The organism is Cupriavidus sp. MPR-AND1C (assembly GCF_058809705.1).
This window is the reverse complement of record NZ_JBXASU010000022.1, coordinates 47675-64403: the sequence shown is the minus strand read 5'-3', so window position 1 is coordinate 64403 and position 16729 is coordinate 47675. Positions and strand designations below refer to the sequence as shown.

Genomic DNA, 16729 nt, shown 5'->3' with positions numbered 1-16729 from the left:
GAAATGGCGCCGCGGGGAGGGTTTCGCGTGTTTTAAGTGCCTAATGCGCTCGCTTTGGTCGTGTACTGGCCCCGGCTTGGTAGAATTGCGCGATGAAAAATATCGTTATCCTGATTTCTGGGCGAGGCTCCAACATGGAAGCCATCGTCAGCGCCTGCGCCGCCGAAGGCTGGCCGGCGCGCGTAGCGGCGGTCTTGTCCAACCGGCCAGACGCCGAAGGTCTGAAGTTCGCCGCCGGCCACGGCGTGGCTACCGGCGTGGTGGACCACACGCTATATGATGATCGCGCCACTTTTGACGCTGCGCTCGCCGCTGCCATCGACGCTTTCGCGCCGGACCTGGTGGTGCTGGCCGGGTTCATGCGCATCCTGACGCCGGGCTTCGTCGACAAGTACGCCGGGCGCATGCTGAATATCCATCCGTCGCTGCTGCCGTGCTTTCCGGGGCTGCATACGCACCGGCAAGCCATCGAGGCCGGCGTCAAGGTCCACGGCGCCAGCGTGCATTTCGTCACGCCCGAGCTCGATCACGGCCCCGTTATCGTCCAGGCCGCGCTTGACGTGCTGCCCGACGACACGCCCGAGAGCCTGGCCACACGCCTGTTGCCGTGCGAACACGTTATCTACCCGCGCGCTGTGCGCTGGTTTATCGAGGACCGGCTGCAAGTGCATGCCGGCGTAGTCCGGGTCGAACCACCCGAATCCCAGCTGTTTACGGCCTTTGCTGCCGCTACGGAGGTGCAGTCATGAGCCGCAATACCGCAGGGGCCCGCCAGCCCGTCCGCAACAAGAACAAAGACCACAAGGGCACGCCCATCCGCCTGTCGCGCTCGCGCGATGCGAACGACGGCCAGGCCCCGCAGCAAGGCCGCGGGCCGCATGGCGGGCTGCATGCCGTCCATATCCAGCATATTGACCGCCTGCTGGGCAAGGTGCTGATGTTCACGCGCCCGTCCGATGTGGTGGTGAGCTACTACTTCCGCGAAAACCCCAAGCTGGGGCATCGCGAACGCGGCATCATCGCCGAGGCCGTGTTTGCCGTGCTGCGCCGGCGCGTGGAGTTTGCGCAGTTCGCCGCCAGCGGCACGGGTGCTTCGCAGCGCCGCCTGGCCTTGCTGGGCCTGGCCGCCACACTGGGCCGCGACGTACTGACGCCGTTCTTGCTGCCGGAAGAGGGCGAGTGGCTCGATCGCCTGACCACGATCGAGCGTTCCAGCCTGGCGCCGCGCGTGCGCGCCAACCTGCCCGAATGGCTGTTCGACCAGCTGGCCGCGCGCCACGACGAAGCCTTTGTCGAAGCGCTGGGCGATGCCTGGCTGCGCCCGGCGCCGCTGGACCTGCGCGCCAACCTGGTCAAGACCACGCAGGAGGCCGCGCTGGCCGAACTGACCGCCGCGGGGCTGAAGGCCGAGTTGACGCCGATGGCGCCGTCCGGCATCCGCCTGGCCGGCAAGCCGGCGCTTAACCAGTTGCCGCTGTTCGTCAACGGCCTGGTCGAAGTGCAGGACGAAGGCAGCCAGCTGCTGTGCAACCTGGTCGCGCCCAAGCGCGGCGAGATGGTGGTCGATTTCTGCGCGGGCGCGGGTGGCAAGACGCTCGCCCTGGGTGCGCTGATGCGCTCCACCGGCCGCCTCTATGCGTTCGACGTGTCCGAGAAGCGCCTGTCCAACCTCAAGCCGCGCCTGGCGCGCAGTGGGTTGTCCAACGTGCACCCCGTGCTGATCGACTCCGAGCACGACGCCAAGATCAAGCGCCTGGCCGGCAAGATCGACCGCGTACTGGTGGATGCGCCCTGCAGCGGCCTGGGCACGCTGCGGCGCAATCCGGACCTGAAATGGCGCCAGTCGCCACAATCGGTGCTGGAGCTGACCGTCAAGCAGGCGGCCATTCTCGAATCCGCCGCGCGCCTGGTGAAGGTGGGCGGGCGCGTGGTCTACGCGACCTGCAGCGTGCTGGAGGCCGAGAACGAAGGCATCGTGCGCGGTTTCCTGGCCTCGCACCCGGCCTTCCGCCTGGTGCCCGCCGCACAGGTGCTGGCCGAGCAAAAGATCACGGTGCCCGGCTTGCCGGAGGATGCCGAGATGCTGGCGCTTTACCCGCACCTGCACCAGACCGACGGCTTCTTCGCCGCCGTACTGGAGCGCGTCAGCTAAAGCCGTATCCGCCAGGCGGCCGCGCCGGGGAAGCATCCCCGTGGTGCCCGGCCGGCTGGCGCCTGTTTCGCGGCGGGGCCATTCGGCCCCCCCCCCCCCCCCCCCGCCTCTCCCGTTCTCTCTTTCTTTTTCCATCCACGATTCCCTGCCGGCACGCAATGCGCCTGCGTCGCTCAGCCCGCGCGCACGCCGCCGGTGTGTCTGGTGTGTGTCCGGTGTGTGTCGATACGCAGATCCTGATGGACTAAGCCTTCTGGGCGGCTCCTCATCCTTTGTGGCGCGCGTTGGCGCGGGGAAGCCGGCCATGCATGTTGCCAGCGCGAGGCTGGCCGGCGCATACCCGCTCCGGGCTACGTGAAGGTCGCCATCGTAGAGCGCGGTCCGCGTCCATTTGCCCCCCCATTCGCACGAATGTAAAAGATCTTAAGTTCAATACATTTAAGGTGGCGCAACTTGTCTTCTCGGGCAATGCAGCCTAAGTTGGCAAGACAACGCGCGTCAGGCAAGTACAACGGCGCGCGACCGTGCAGGGCGGATCGGCGCCGGCACAATTTTCGGACGGGGTTTCAGAACGCGCCGGTCCCGCAACGGGGGTGGCGCGCTCGGTTCGTGGGGGGCGGGATGTTGCATTCATTCTTCTTCGATACGGCTGCGCGGCGGCCCGGCGACCACGCCTTGTGGGTCGACGGACGTTTTTACGCTTACGAGGAACTGCGCGCACGCGCAGGCCGCGTGAGTGCCGCGCTGGCGGCGTATGCAGGGGGCGGAAGCCGCAATTGCGTCCTGTTCGCGCACCGCAGCGTCTCGGCGTACGCCGGCCTGCTCGGCGTGCTCGCGGCGGGCATGGCCTATGTGCCGTTGCATCCGAGGTTCCCATCGGCACGCAACGCCGCCATCGTCGCGCGCTCGGGCGCACGGGTGATGTTGGTCGATCGTGCATGCGCACCGCAGCTTGATGCGTTGTTGCCCTTGCTACCCCCGGATTTGCACATCGTCCTGCTGGATCCGGAGGCGCTGCCGGCAACCGGATGTCCGGGCGGCAGCGCGCGCTTCGCCCCGCTGCCGCCAGCGCCTTTCGTGCATGACCCGCCCGGCCAGCTTGCCGTTGTCTCGGGAGACGACCTTGCCTACCTGATCTTCACCTCCGGCACCAGCGGGCCGCCCAAGGGTGTGATGATCCCGCATGCCAGTGCCGTGGCATATGTCAGCGCGCAGATGCAGCGCTTTCCAAGCGAGCCTGGCGCGCGCTTCAGCCAGTTCGCCGATCTCACCTTCGATTTCTCGGTGCATGACATGCACGTCTGCTGGGCGAACGGGAGTTGCCTCTACGTGCCCGCGCTCCAAGACCCGCTTTACCTGGCCGGTTTTATCCAGGAGCACAGGATTACCCATTGGGCCAGTGTGCCCTCCGTGCTGGCGCTGATGCAGCAGTTTCGCAAGCTCACGCCCTGCGCGTTTCCCAGCGTGCGGATGACCTTGATGGGGGGCGAGGCCTTGCCCAAGACGCTGGCGCGGGCGTGGTCGCGGGCGGCGCCGAACACGCGCATCGTCAATGGCTACGGACCCACCGAAGCGACGGTGATCATGCTCACCTTCGAGCTGACCGAGGCGTTTCTTGCCGATGCGTCGCGCCCTGCGGTGCCGCTCGGCAAGCCATATCCCGGCGTCGAGCTGATGGTTGTCGACGATGCGCTTGCGCCGGTGCCGCCCGGCGCGCAGGGTGAACTGCTGATTGGCGGCGCGCAGCTTGCCAAGGGCTATCTCGGTGCCAACCCGCTGGACGCGCAGCGCTTCTTTACCCGCGCCTATCCCGAACGGGCGTGCAGACGCTGGTACCGCACCGGCGATGCCGTGGCCGAATCCCCCGACGGCCTGCTTTATCACGGCCGCATTGACATGCAGGTGAAGATTCGCGGCAACCGCGTGGAACTGCAGGAGATTGAGCAGGTGGTGCAGGCTGCCAGCGGTAGCGCGCAGTGTGCCGTGCTGGCGTGGCCACTGGATAGCGCCGGCAAGCCGACGGGGCTGGTCGCCTTTGTGCAGGCATCGGGCGATGCCTCGCCGGGCGAACTCGGTGCGCGCATGGTGCGGATCCGGCAAGCGTGCCGGCAGAGCCTGCCGCTCTACGCGCAGCCGGATCGCATCGTCTGCCTCGACGGCCTTCCCGTGAACGTGAACGGCAAGATCGACCGCGGCCAGTTGCAGGCGCGCTGCGAGCGTCTGGCCGTTGGCGCGGGGGACGCACGGCAGGCGAGCCGCAAGGCGTTTGCGCCATGACGCCACTGCATTTCGACGGATGCTTTGGCTGGTACCACCCGGCCCAGGGTCAGCGCGCGGTGCTGCTGTGCAATGCGATCGGGCATGAAGCCCTGTGGACGCATGCCGGCCTGGCGCGGCTGGCGGAGCGGCTCGCGGCCCAGGGCGTGCCCGTGCTCAGGTTCGACTATCCCGGCACCGGTGACTCCGCCGACCTCGAACATGCCGGCGCGCCGGGTGCGTCCTGTGTCGATGCGTGGCTTGCCGGGATCGATGCCGCTGGCAAGTTGCTCAGGCGCTTGTCCGGTGCCCGGGAACTCGTGTTGTTGGGCGTGCGCGGGGGCGCCTCGCTGGCGGCACTGGCCGCCGGGCGCGGCGTGGCCGGGCGGCGCGTCGATGCGCTGGCGTTGCTTGCGCCCGTGGCCAGCGGCAGGATGCTGGTGCGGGAGATGAAGATGATTGCGCAGACCTGGCGCTCGCTTGCTTGCCGCGCTGTGGAGCCGGGTCCGGCGCCTGGCGCTGGCCGGCAATCCGGCATGGACATCCTGGGCATCCATTTCACCGATGCCGCGATCGACGGCCTTGGCGGCATCGACCTGCTCAATGCGTCTTGTGCCCCCGCCCCGCAAATCCTGATCGCGGGCGGCGAGCCTCAGATGGCCCCGCTGGCGCGCCACTACGGCACGCTGGGCGCGCAGGTGCGGATGGTGCCTTTCCCTGACCTGATCGACTGGCTGCAGGACCCGTTGCATGGCACGCCACCGGATGCGACGTTCGCGGAGGTGGCCGGCTGGATTGCCGATCTGGGGCCGGCGGCGCCAGTTGGCGAGCCAGCCCCGGATGGCCGCGCGATGGCGGCAGGGACGGCTTCGTGCCTGCGCGCTGGCGAGTGGGTGGAAACGCCGGTGCGCTTCGGCCAGGGCCTGTTCGGCATGTTGTGCGAGCCGCTCGGGCCGCGCATCGAGCGGCCGGCAGTGCTGATCAACAATTCCGGCGGCACGCATCACGTCGGTGCTGGGCGTTGCGGGGTCATGCTGGCGAGGCGGCTGGCGGCACGCGGTGTCGCCTCGTTTCGCATCGATGTGCGGGGTATCGGGGACGCATCCGTTGGCGCGCAGGCCATCGCGGGGGTGCCGGCCGATCCGGAGGGGTACCGCGATGCCGTCGCCGCCTGCGACTGGCTGCTTGCCCACGGTCATCGCGAGGTGGTGGCCTTCGGCGTGAGCTACGGCGCCAATGTCAGCCTGCACGCCGCGGGCGCGCACCCCGGCCTGGTGGGCGCCGTGCTGGTCAACCTGCAGCGCTTGTTGCGCCGGGAGGCCTTCACCCGGCCCCGGTGGCTGATCCATGGCCGCAGCGCACCCACGGCGCAAGAGGGCGCGCCCGGCATCAATGCGGCATCGGTCCTGCCCAAGCCTGCCGCGCACGAGCAGCGCGAGATCGAAGGCTTGCTCCAGTCGCTCGACGCACGCGGCACGGCGCTGCGCATGCTGTTCGGCCCGGACGATCCCGGACCCTTCGAACTGGCGCGGTTCTTCGGGCCGACGCTGGCCGGCCTCGCCGGCTTCTCGCAGTTGCAGATCGAGATCGTCGATGGCCTGGACCACGGCATGCTGAACCCGCCAGGGCGGGCGCGGGTGATCGACTACTGCATCGACCTGCTATGTGGCCCCTTGCATCCTGGGGCAGACTTGCGGGATCGGCTGCAGCGCATCGCCGAGCCGTGGCGTCGCCCGCCGGATTGCCGGCGAAGGTGCAACTGACAGTGCTCGGCATATTGACCTGTTTGCCCGGCGGGCCCGGCGCCAATCCTGCGTCGCGCGGGGGCAGGGCGGCTAGAATGGCTGACTTTTTGGCCGCGGGGCATGCAGTCACGTCATGCAGTGTCCCGCTTACCTTGCCAGGGACCACCGATCCTGACCGGATGGACCCTGCCAGCCACGGCAGAGCATGAACCCCATTTCCCTGAACGAACTCCATGTCGAGCATCCGGCCTTTGGCAAGATGCTCGATGACCTGATCCGCGACGCGGGTGGCCCTGGCTTCATCTGGCAGTTGGCGGTGCTCGCCGCTTGCCTGGCGGTGGCCTGGCCATTGGCCAGATTGATCGTCAAGCGCCTCGAAGCCCGCTACGCCGGATCCAGCTTCTCCCTGCGTTTCGCCGCTGCCAGCCTGGAACGCGCCATGTTCCCGTTGTTCGGCTGGCTGCTGGTGATGGGTGCGCGCTTCGGGCTGGAGCCGATGATGTCCATCAGCGTGCTACGGCTCGCATTGGTACCCCTTTCCGGCATTACCTTCCTTTATTTTGCCTTTTACATCCTGCGTCGCGTGATGTCGGGCAATGACCAGTTGCGCGGCATGCTGCTGCTGGTCGAAAAAGTGCTGACGACCCTGGTTTGGGCGGCGATGGCACTTTATGTGCTGGGTTTGCTGTGGGATGTGGTGAATTGGATGGACGATATCCGCTTTTCGCTGGGCGGCAAGCAGAAGATCAGCTTGGCGGACACGCTGGTGGCCGTCGTCTGGATCCTGGTCACCGTGCTGGTGGCCATGTGGTTCGGCTCGTGGCTGGAAGAGCGCTTGATGCGCTCGACCGGGCTGGACAGCAACCTGAAAGTGGTCTTGACCCGGATCTCAAAGGCGCTGCTGCTGCTCGTTTCCCTGTTGCTGAGCCTGTCGCTGGTCGGCATCGACCTCACCGTGCTGTCCGTGTTCGGCGGCGCGCTCGGCGTTGGCCTGGGGCTGGGCTTGCAAAAGATCGCCAGCAACTACATCTCCGGATTCATCATCTTGCTGGACCGCTCGGTCAAGCTGGGTGACCAGATCACCGTCGACAAGTACACGGGGATCGTTTCGCAGATCCGGACGCGGTACACCGTGGTGCGCAACGGCGATGGCGAAACCCTGGTGCCGAACGAGCAATTGGTGGCGCAGGCGGTGCAGAACCATTCGTTCTCCAATACCCATGTGCGCGTGGCGACACGTGTGCAGGCAGATTACGCGGCGGATCCCGAAATGGTGCTCGCTCTGCTCGTGGAGGCAGCGCAGGATATCCCGCGCTTGATGCCACAGCCGGGGCCGTCAGCATTTCTGGTGTTGTTCGGCGACAATGGCATCGAATACGAGCTTGCTGGCTATATCGCCGATCCCCAGAATGGAAAGCTGGGCGTGCAATCGGCGATGAACAGGGCGATATGGCGGAAGTTCAGGGAGCATGGCATCTCGATCCCGTATCCGCAGCGCGAGGTGCGGGTGTTGGGGAAAGTGGAAGCCGATGGCAATGGTGGTCCGATAAAAGATGCGCAAGAGGCACGTATCGATCTGCCGGGTGCCCTCGGTGGATCGGCATCCTGAGCGTTCACGGGGCGTTTAGGCCACCTTATGGAACAATCCGTGTTGCTTAGCGTCAAACTGAGGGAAAAAGCGGATGTCCGCGCGATGCGCTTCCGGTAGAATCCAAGGTAGTTGCGGGTTCATTCGAAAAGCACGTCTCGTTCGGGTGAGTTTGTTCGACCTCCCGCCCCACACCAGACAGCCGCCAGATTGCAGCGGCTCGTGTCCAGTCCGCCGGCAGGCAGCAGTTTTGCCCATGGCGCCAGGCGCGCGTGCCTTGGGGGCTCCGGCGTCTGCCGGGGTTTCCGGCAGGCGCCGTATGACGCAATCATTGAATTTGCAGTCCTTTTTCTGCACCTTGTTTGCGGCTCGCCCTGTCGCGCCGCACTGAATGCCCCTGTTTAATCGACGGAGAACAGTTTGTTCGACACTATTCTTGACTGGGCCGCTAACGGCCTCGCCAACTGGTCCTGGTGGGAGATTGTGATCTACACCCTCGTGGTGACGCACATCACCATCGCGGGCGTAACCATCTACCTGCACCGCTGCATGGCGCACCGGTCGCTGGACCTGCATCCTATCGTTTCGCATTTCTTCCGTGGCTGGCTATGGCTGACCACCGGCATGGTCACCAAAGAGTGGACCGCCATCCACCGCAAGCACCACGCCAAGTGCGAGACCGAAGACGATCCTCACAGCCCGCAGACCCGTGGCATCCGCAAGGTGCTGCTGGAAGGCGCGGAACTGTATCGCGCCGAGTCCAAGAACAAGGAAACCATTACCAAGTTCGGTCATGGCACGCCTGACGACTGGGTCGAGCGCAATGTCTACTCGCGCTTTGGCTGGCAAGGCGTTGGCCTGATGCTGATCATCGACGTCGCCCTGTTCGGCGTGATCGGCCTGAGCGTGTGGGCCGTGCAGATGCTGTGGATCCCGATCCACGCCGCCGGCATCATCAATGGCCTGGGCCACTGGTGGGGCTATCGCAATTACGATTGCGAGGACGCTTCGACCAATGTCTCGCCGTGGGGCATCATCATCGGTGGCGAAGAACTGCACAACAACCACCACACCTACCCGACGTCGGCCAAGTTCTCGATCAAGTGGTACGAGTTCGATATCGGCTGGGGCTACATCCGCGCCATGCAGGCGGTTGGCCTGGCCAAGGTCAAGAAGACCCCGCCGAAGGCGCGTCTGGTGGATGCCCGCCCGGTTGACCACAACACGCTGGAAGCCATCATTGCCAATCGCTATGACGTGATGGCGCGCTATGCCAAGGCGGTCAAGAGCGCCTACAAGCAGGAACTGGAGAAGCTGAAGGAAGCCCGCGTGGCCGAGTACAGCAGCTTCAAGCCGGCTCGCAAGTGGTTCCACCGCGAAGAAGCCAAGCTGGCCGATCCGCAGCGCCAGCAACTGGCCAGCATCGTGGAGCAGAACAAGTCGCTGCATACCTTCGTGGAAATGCGCCGCGAGCTGGCCGCGATCTGGGGCCGCTCCAACCTGACGCGCGAACAGCTGCTGGCGCAGCTGCAGGCCTGGTGCCACCGCGCCGAGGCCAGCGGCATCCAGGCACTGCACGATTTCTCGCTGCGCCTGCGTCGTTACGCCTGATGCGGGCTGATGCCCGAGCTGGCGTGGCCTGATACAATTTAGATCGCCCAAAAGCCCCGCCTCTGGCGGGGCTTTTGTTTTCGCTAGACTCCCCCAATATCAGGGCCAGCAGCGATAGCGGATTCCAGGCGGAATTCCGAGGCACGCTGTCCAAGAGGAGTATCGGAGATGACCCCCCAAACGATCAAAGCCGTCGAGTTCGAAAAGCCGAACCTCTCGACGGAGTCCCCCGAGGGCGGCAGCTGTGTCGCCCACGCCTGGGCCAAAGTGCCTCCTGTGCTGTCGGCGCAGGAGCGCACGGCGCTCAAAGCGCGTATCAAGACCCTGCTGAAGCAACGCAATGCGGTGCTTGTCGCGCACTATTACGTCGATGCCGACCTGCAGGACCTGGCCGAGGAAACCGGCGGCTGCGTGTCGGACTCGCTGGAGATGGCGCGCTTTGGCCGCGATCATCCGGCCAAGACGTTGGTGGTGGCGGGGGTTCGCTTCATGGGCGAGACCGCAAAGATCCTCAGCCCGGAAAAGACCGTGCTGATGCCCGACCTGGACGCGACCTGCTCGCTTGACCTGGGTTGCCCGTCCGACGAATTCGCCGCGTTCTGCGACGCGCATCCCGATCGCACGGTGGTGGTCTATGCCAACACCAGCGCCGCCGTGAAGGCGCGTGCCGACTGGATGGTGACCTCGAGCATTGGCCTGAAGATTGTCGAGCACCTGCACGCGCGCGGCGAAAAGATCCTGTGGGCCCCGGACAAGCACCTGGGCGGCTATATCCAGAAGCAGACCGGCGCCGACATGCTCTTGTGGCAAGGTTCCTGCCTGGTGCATGACGAGTTCAAGGGCATCGAACTTGACCTGCTGCGCCGGGAGTTTCCCAATGCCAAGATCCTGGTGCATCCGGAGTCGCCGGCCAATGTGGTCGAGCAGGCCGATGTGGTGGGCTCGACTTCGCAACTGATCGCGGCGGTAAAGGAGCTGGACGCGCGCGAGTTCATCGTCGCGACCGACAATGGCATCCTGCACAAGATGCGCCTGGCCGCGCCCGACAAGCATTTCATCGAAGCCCCCACTGCCGGCAACAGCGCGACCTGCAAGAGTTGCGCGCACTGCCCCTGGATGGCGATGAACGCACTGACCAATCTGGCCGAAGTGCTGGAGAACGGTCATAACGAAATCCATGTCGACGCGGACATCGGCCGCCAGGCCGTGACCTGCATCGATCGCATGCTCGACTTCGCCGCGCAGCAAAAGGCCAATGTGCGGCCCACGGCTGACCTGGCGAGCGAACAGGCCTTGTTCAAGGGAATCGGCCCGGCATGAGCAGCAATCCAAATGTGAATACCGTGAATACCGTGAATTCGAGCCGCAACGCTCTCTTCGACAGCTACGGCCCGGCGCTTGCCGCGGCGCTCCAGGCCAATGTCAGCGCAGCGATTGCCGAAGATGTCGGCAGCGGCGACCTGACCGGCATGCTGGTGCCCGCCGGCAAGCCGGCTCGCGCACGCGTGATCGTGCGCGAGCAAGCCGTGCTGTGCGGCCAGCCGTGGTTCGACGCATCCATGCGCGCGGTCGATCCCGCGCTGCAGGTCGTCTGGAAGCAGGCCGAGGGTGCCCGCATGGCGCCGGACTCGGTGGTCTGCGAGATCACCGGCCCGGCCCGTTCGCTGCTGACCGCGGAGCGGCCGTCGCTGAATTTCCTGCAGTTGCTGTCCGGCGTGGCGACCGCCACGCGCCGCTATGCTGACCTTGTCGAAGGCACCCGGGCGCGCGTGCTCGATACCCGCAAGACGTTGCCGGGCCTGCGCCTGGCGCAGAAGTACGCGGTCAGGGTCGGTGGTGGCGACAACCAGCGCCTGGCGTTGTACGACGGCATCCTGATCAAGGAAAACCACATTGCCGCGGCCGGCAGCATCACCGCCGCCATGCAGGCCGCGACCGCGCTGGAAGCCGGTGTGTCGGTCCAGGTCGAGGTGGAAAGCCTGGCCGAGTTGGAAGAGGCATTGGCAGCCGGCGCGAAGTCGATCCTGATCGATAATTTTACCGAGGCGATGATGCGCGATGCGGTACGTATCAATGCCGGGCGTGCCTTGCTGGAGGTCTCGGGCGGGGTCAGCGCGGATACGATCCGTGCTTTTGCGGAAACCGGGGTGGACCGGATCTCCGTGGGGGCACTGACCAAGGATGTGCGCGCGACCGATTATTCGTTGCGGATCATCGAGTAAGCGGGATTGCTCGGGCCATGAAAAAAGCGCGCCAAGGCGCACTTTTTTCATGGCGAAACCCAGGCGCGGGCTTACTTCGCCCGTTCCCGCTTGAATGCCGGCTGCATCACCGTGGGCAGCGCTTTCGGCAACGTGTCGGGATAGTCGCGGCTGAAGTGCAAGCCACGGCTTTCATGGCGTGAATACGCGCTATCCACGATCAACGAGGCGACTTCCACCAGGTTACGCAGCTCCAGCAGGTCGCGGGTGACGCGGAAGTTGGCGTAGTACTCCGCGATCTCCTCGCGCAGCAGGGTGATGCGGTGCTGGGCGCGCTCGAGCCGCTTGCTGGTGCGCACGATGCCCACGTAATTCCACATCATGCGGCGCAGTTCGTCCCAATTGTGCGACACCACGACTTCCTCGTCGGCATCCGCAACCCGGCTCTCATCCCATTGGGGCAGGGCAATGTCCGGTTGGCCGGCCTTGTCCTGTCCCGCAATGTCGAGGGCTGCCGCGCGCCCGATCACCATGCATTCGAGCAGCGAATTGGAGGCCAGGCGGTTGGCGCCATGCAGGCCCGTGCAGCCGGTCTCGCCCACGGCGTAGAGGTTGGCTAGATCGGTGCGGCCCGCGGTATCGGTGACCACGCCGCCGCAGGTATAGTGCGCCGCCGGTACCACCGGGATGGGCTCGCGGGCGATGTCGATGCCTAGTTCCAGGCACCGTGCGTGAATGGTCGGGAAGTGCTCGCGCAGGAAGGATTCGGGTTGGTGGCTGATGTCCAGGTGCACATAATCCAGGCCGCGCTTCTTCATCTCGAAGTCGATCGCGCGCGCCACCACGTCGCGCGGAGCCAGTTCGGCGCGTTCGTCGTGCTCCGGCATGAAGCGAGTGCCGTCGGGCAGCTTCAGCAGGCCGCCTTCGCCGCGTACCGCTTCCGAAATCAGGAAAGACTTGGCGTAGGGGTGATACAGGCAGGTCGGGTGGAACTGGATGAACTCCATGTTCGACACCCGGCAGCCCGCGCGCCAGGCCATAGCGATGCCGTCGCCGGTAGCTGTGTCGGGGTTGGTGGTGTAGAGATAGACCTTGCCCGCGCCGCCTGTCGCCAGCACGGTGTGGGTGGCGGTAATGGTCTGCACTTCGCCACTGGCGTCTTCCAGCACGTAGAGGCCGTAACAGCGGTTGCCCGGCAGGCCAAGTTTGCGCGAAGTGATCAGGTCCACCGCGAAGTGGTCCTCGATGATCGTGATATTGGGGTGCTGGCGCGCCTGCTCGCTCAACGTGGACACGACGGCATGGCCGGTAGCGTCCGCCGCGTGGATGATGCGCCGACGGCTATGGCCGCCTTCACGCGTGAGGTGGAAGCCGAGTTCTGCCTGGTCATCGCGGGTGAACGGCACGCCGCGGTCGATCAGCCACTGGATCGCTTCGCGCCCTTGCTCGACGATATAGCGCGTGGCGCTGTCATCGCAAAGGCCGGCGCCTGCCACCAGGGTGTCCTGCGTATGCTCATCGTGGCTGTCGCCTGAGTCCAGGACCGCGGCAATACCGCCCTGGGCCCAGTCGCTGGCGCCTTGCGTCATGGCACGTTTGCAAATGATGACAACCCGATGGGTGTCGGCCAGTTGCAGCGCGACCGTCAGACCGGCCAGTCCGCTGCCGACAATGGCGACATCGAAGTTCATGGTGCGAGAGACACGCGCGGCGCGCGGTCGGGAGGCAGGAAAGCTGGAAAGTGTACACCGCCAGCGGGCTTGCGTGGGCAGGCAAGCCATGCGTGAGCCGGGGGGGTGAGAGGCGTTGGCTGCGCAATGCGGCGTATGCTGCCCGAAAAAGCAAAAACCCCGCGTGAGCGGGGTTTCTACAGACATGCCGCGCGATCGGCATGCGGAAAACAGGATCAATTACTTGATCTTGGTTTCCTTGTACGACACGTGCTTGCGGGCGACGGGATCGAACTTCATGATCTCCATCTTTTCCGGCATCGTGCGCTTGTTCTTGGTGGTCGTGTAGAAGTGACCCGTACCTGCAGTCGACTCCAACTTGATTTTATCGCGTCCGCCCTTGCTGGCCATGATGTGCTCCTAATTAGACTTCGCCACGTGCGCGCAGATCCACGAGCACGGTGTCGATGCCTTTCTTGTCGATCAGGCGCAGGCCGGCGTTCGAGACGCGCAGGCTCACCCAGCGGTTTTCCGATTCAACAAAGAAACGACGATTCTGCAGATTGGGCAGAAAACGACGCTTGGTCTTGTTGTTTGCGTGGGAAACGTTGTTGCCGACCATCGGCGCTTTCCCGGTCACTTGACAGACGCGTGCCATGAAGCACTCCTAACTCTTCTACGTGGACAATGTTCGCAACAGATCAACAAAAGGCGCGCTGGCCCGGACTGCAGCGGTTGAGACTTCAGCAAACGAGCATTATAGCCTGGAAGGCACTGGTGAATCAATGCTTTCCCTCGTTTACCGTTCAGGGGTGTGCATCCGTGCGGTGCGCATCACAACGCGCATCACAACGCGCATCGCATCTTGCATCACAGCTGGCCGTGTTCGGCGAAGGAGTGGATGTTACTACCTGCGACGATGAAATGGTCAAGAACTTGCACGTCGATCAGGGCCAGGGAGCGCGACAGCGAGCGGGTCATGGTGAGATCGGAGGCGCTGGGCGTGGTGTTTCCCGACGGGTGGTTGTGCGCGACGATGACTGCCGCAGCGTTATAGGCAAGTGCCTTGCGGGCAACTTCGCGCGGATAGACGCTGGTCTGGGTCAGCGTGCCGCGAAACAGCTCCTCGCTGGCGAGCAGGCGGTTGCGCGCGTCCAGGAACAGGCACAGGAACGCCTCGTAAGTCAGTCCCGCCAGTGACAGGCGCAGGTAGTCGCGCACCGCCGTTGGGGAATCCAGCGCCCCGGGCAATTGCAGTTGCTCGCCCAGCGCGCGCCGGGTCAGCTCGCGGGCCGCCTGCAACTGTGTGTACTTGGCGCTGCCAACGCCTTTGACGCGTGCCAGTTGCCCGGCGTCCGCCGCAAACAGGCTGCTGAGCGTGCCGAAATCGTTCAGCAGCTCACGGGCGACGTCAACGGCACTTTTTCCGGCTACGCCCACGCGCAGGAACACGGCGAGCAGTTCGGCGTCCGAGAGCGAAGCGGCCCCGCTGCTCAGCAGTTTTTCGCGTGGCCGCTCGCTGCTGGGCCAATCCGTAATGCGCATGGCACGATCCCCTCGGAACAATGGCACCGAGGACAAGGCGGCGCTCGGTCGAGTCGCTTACAATACGGGTTATTGACTGGTTGAGCACCTATGACTTTGCAAACTTTTGCTTCCGGCCCGAAGGATGGGGACGGCGCCGCGGATCGCCGCAAGACCGTGCAGGCGGACTCCTTCCTGACCCTTCACTACAGCATCTCCATGGAGAATGGCACTGAGATCGTCAGTACCTTCGCGGAGAAGCCGGCCACGCTGCTGCTGGGGCAAGGCCAGTTCGCGCCTACCCTGGAGCAGGCGCTGCTGGGCATGCCGGAGGGCGAGCGCATGACTTACCGGCTGGCGCCGGAGCACGCTTTTGGCCCGCGCAACCCCGATCTGCTGCAACGGGTATCGCTGGCGACGCTGCGCGAGAACTCTTCGTTTGAAGAGGACTACGCGCCGGGCGATCTGGTTGAGTTCAATGCGCCCGGCGGCGGTAAGTACGCCGGTGTGCTCAAGGAGATCGGCACGACGTCGGCGCTGTTCGATTTCAACCACCCGCTGGCAGGACAGACCATCCTGTTCGATGTCCAGCTGATCGGCATTCTCTAAGCAGACCACCGGCCGGGCCTCGTGCCGGCACCCTTGAGTCGAATCCTTGCATGTCTGAACCCACCACAGCCCCCGATGCCGAGATCCTGATGGCGCAGCCGCGCGGCTTTTGCGCTGGCGTGGATCGCGCCATCGAGATCGTCGAGCGCGCCCTTGCACGCTACGGCGCGCCGATTTACGTGCGCCACGAAATCGTCCACAACGCCTATGTGGTGGAAGACCTGCGCCGCAAGGGCGCAGTCTTCGTGCAGGAGCTCGAGGAAGTGCCGCCAGGCTCGACCGTGATCTTCAGCGCCCACGGCGTATCCAAGGAAGTGCGCGCGGACGCCACCGTGCGCGGCCTGAACGTTTTCGACGCTACCTGCCCGCTGGTGACCAAGGTGCACGTGGAAGTCGGCAAGATGCGCACCGAGGGTTGCGAGATCATCATGATCGGCCACAAGGGTCACCCTGAAGTCGAGGGCACCATGGGGCAGGCCGAGGGCGGCATGCTGCTGGTCGAGTCTTCCGAGGATGTCGCCAAGCTGCGCGTAGCGGATCCCGAGCGCCTGGCATTCGTGACCCAGACCACGTTGTCGGTGGACGAAACGCTGGAGATCGTCGCCGCGCTCAAGGCGCGCTTCCCGCGGATCCGCGAGCCCAAGAAGCAGGACATCTGCTACGCCACCCAGAACCGCCAGGATGCCGTGAAGTTCATGGCGCCCCAGGTGGAGGTGGTGATCGTGGTGGGCAGCCCCAACAGCTCCAATTCCAACCGCTTGCGCGAGCTCGCGGAGCGCCTGGGCGTGCCGGCCTACATGATCGATTCACCCGATCAGCTCCAGCCGGAATGGATCGCGGGCAAGCGCCGCATCGGCCTGACCGCCGGCGCCTCCGCCCCTGAGGCGCTGGCACAGGCCATCGTCGCGCGCCTGCACCTTCTGGGGGCGCGCAACGTGCGCGCGCTGGAAGGGATCGAGGAGAAGATGTCGTTCCCCTTGCCGCGGGGGCTGCAACAGGCCACATCCGCCTGATCCGCCCGCGTTACCCGACCGTCTGGCAAAACGGCCCGCTCTAGCGGGCCGTTGCTTTTTGCGCCGCCGTGTCTGTGCGGCGGCGCACCTTCCTCGCGCAGGTTGCACGCCGTTGCGCACCATTCTCTCGCCGGGGTTGCACCAATATATGGCGCTCCATATTGCCTGTTATCCCTTGGATAATGCACAAATCCGGCGCGAACCGCCTCGTGCTTGTCTGATTTAAAAGACAAATAAGGGAAATCCCTGTGATTGGGGATTTCCCTATTATGGTGCCGGCGCACTCGCGCGTTGTATTTGAATGAGACTGTCGATATTAAATGAAACACCTATTTAATACGCGACCCCGCAAGTGACTTA

The 16729-nt window shown here is 64.9% G+C and carries 14 protein-coding genes; 10 read left to right on the top strand and 4 right to left on the bottom strand.

Annotated elements, in window-relative coordinates; translation table 11 throughout:
* Positions 1–92: 92 nt before the first annotated feature.
* The 8 genes from purN (at position 93) to nadC (ending at position 11574) form a co-directional block, all read left to right on the top strand.
* Positions 93–749, top strand: coding sequence for a phosphoribosylglycinamide formyltransferase (gene purN / locus AC1RWI_RS14745; protein WP_043349299.1), 657 nt, complete (start codon positions 93–95; stop codon positions 747–749).
* Positions 746–2152: an RsmB/NOP family class I SAM-dependent RNA methyltransferase gene (locus tag AC1RWI_RS14740; protein WP_043349297.1), complete on the top strand. Its 1407-nt coding sequence runs from the start codon at positions 746–748 to the stop codon at positions 2150–2152. Before purN ends, AC1RWI_RS14740 begins: the two co-directional genes overlap by 4 nt.
* A gap of 621 nt (positions 2153–2773) precedes the next feature.
* Positions 2774–4429 carry an amino acid adenylation domain-containing protein gene (locus tag AC1RWI_RS14735; protein WP_492867172.1) on the top strand — a complete coding sequence of 552 codons (1656 nt, stop codon included), beginning with the start codon at positions 2774–2776 and terminating at the stop codon, positions 4427–4429.
* Positions 4426–6171: a serine aminopeptidase domain-containing protein gene (locus tag AC1RWI_RS14730; protein ID WP_492867170.1), complete on the top strand. Its 1746-nt coding sequence runs from the start codon at positions 4426–4428 to the stop codon at positions 6169–6171. The genes AC1RWI_RS14735 and AC1RWI_RS14730 overlap by 4 nt, the downstream gene beginning before the upstream one ends.
* Before the next feature lie 187 nt (positions 6172–6358).
* Positions 6359–7762, top strand: a complete 1404-nt coding sequence (locus AC1RWI_RS14725) for a mechanosensitive ion channel family protein (protein WP_043349291.1) — start codon at positions 6359–6361, stop codon at positions 7760–7762.
* 399 nt (positions 7763–8161) lie between these two features.
* Positions 8162–9352, top strand: a complete 1191-nt coding sequence (locus AC1RWI_RS14720) for a DesA family fatty acid desaturase (RefSeq protein WP_043349288.1) — start codon at positions 8162–8164, stop codon at positions 9350–9352.
* Between the two features lie 168 nt (positions 9353–9520).
* Positions 9521–10672 (top strand): quinolinate synthase NadA, encoded by a 1152-nt coding sequence (nadA, locus tag AC1RWI_RS14715; RefSeq protein WP_492867168.1) that lies wholly within the window; start codon positions 9521–9523, stop codon positions 10670–10672.
* Positions 10669–11574 carry a carboxylating nicotinate-nucleotide diphosphorylase gene (gene nadC, locus AC1RWI_RS14710; RefSeq protein ID WP_052494680.1) on the top strand — a complete coding sequence of 302 codons (906 nt, stop codon included), beginning with the start codon at positions 10669–10671 and terminating at the stop codon, positions 11572–11574. Before nadA ends, nadC begins: the two co-directional genes overlap by 4 nt.
* Before the next feature lie 71 nt (positions 11575–11645).
* On the opposite strand, the gene nadB is transcribed toward nadC, so the two are convergent.
* From nadB to radC, 4 genes are all read right to left on the bottom strand, one after another.
* Positions 11646–13244, bottom strand: a complete 1599-nt coding sequence (nadB, locus tag AC1RWI_RS14705) for an L-aspartate oxidase (protein ID WP_492867166.1) — start codon at positions 13242–13244, stop codon at positions 11646–11648.
* A gap of 219 nt (positions 13245–13463) precedes the next feature.
* The gene (gene rpmG / locus AC1RWI_RS14700) at positions 13464–13634 is read right to left on the bottom strand and encodes a 50S ribosomal protein L33 (protein WP_006157508.1); all 171 of its coding nucleotides are present in this window, start codon (positions 13632–13634) and stop codon (positions 13464–13466) included.
* Between the two features lie 13 nt (positions 13635–13647).
* Positions 13648–13881 carry a 50S ribosomal protein L28 gene (rpmB, locus tag AC1RWI_RS14695; RefSeq protein WP_006157507.1) on the bottom strand — a complete coding sequence of 78 codons (234 nt, stop codon included), beginning with the start codon at positions 13879–13881 and terminating at the stop codon, positions 13648–13650.
* Positions 13882–14093: 212 nt separating this feature from the next.
* Positions 14094–14768, bottom strand: a complete 675-nt coding sequence (gene radC, locus AC1RWI_RS14690) for a RadC family protein (RefSeq protein WP_043349278.1) — start codon at positions 14766–14768, stop codon at positions 14094–14096.
* A 90-nt stretch (positions 14769–14858) separates the two neighbouring features.
* Here radC and AC1RWI_RS14685 point away from each other — a divergent pair, with 90 nt between their 5' ends.
* Positions 14859–15356 carry an FKBP-type peptidyl-prolyl cis-trans isomerase gene (locus AC1RWI_RS14685; protein WP_043349275.1) on the top strand — a complete coding sequence of 166 codons (498 nt, stop codon included), beginning with the start codon at positions 14859–14861 and terminating at the stop codon, positions 15354–15356.
* A gap of 50 nt (positions 15357–15406) precedes the next feature.
* A complete protein-coding gene (gene ispH / locus AC1RWI_RS14680) occupies positions 15407–16369 on the top strand; it encodes a 4-hydroxy-3-methylbut-2-enyl diphosphate reductase (RefSeq protein ID WP_492867163.1) in 963 nt (320 codons plus the stop codon).
* The last annotated feature ends 360 nt before the right edge of the window (positions 16370–16729 follow it).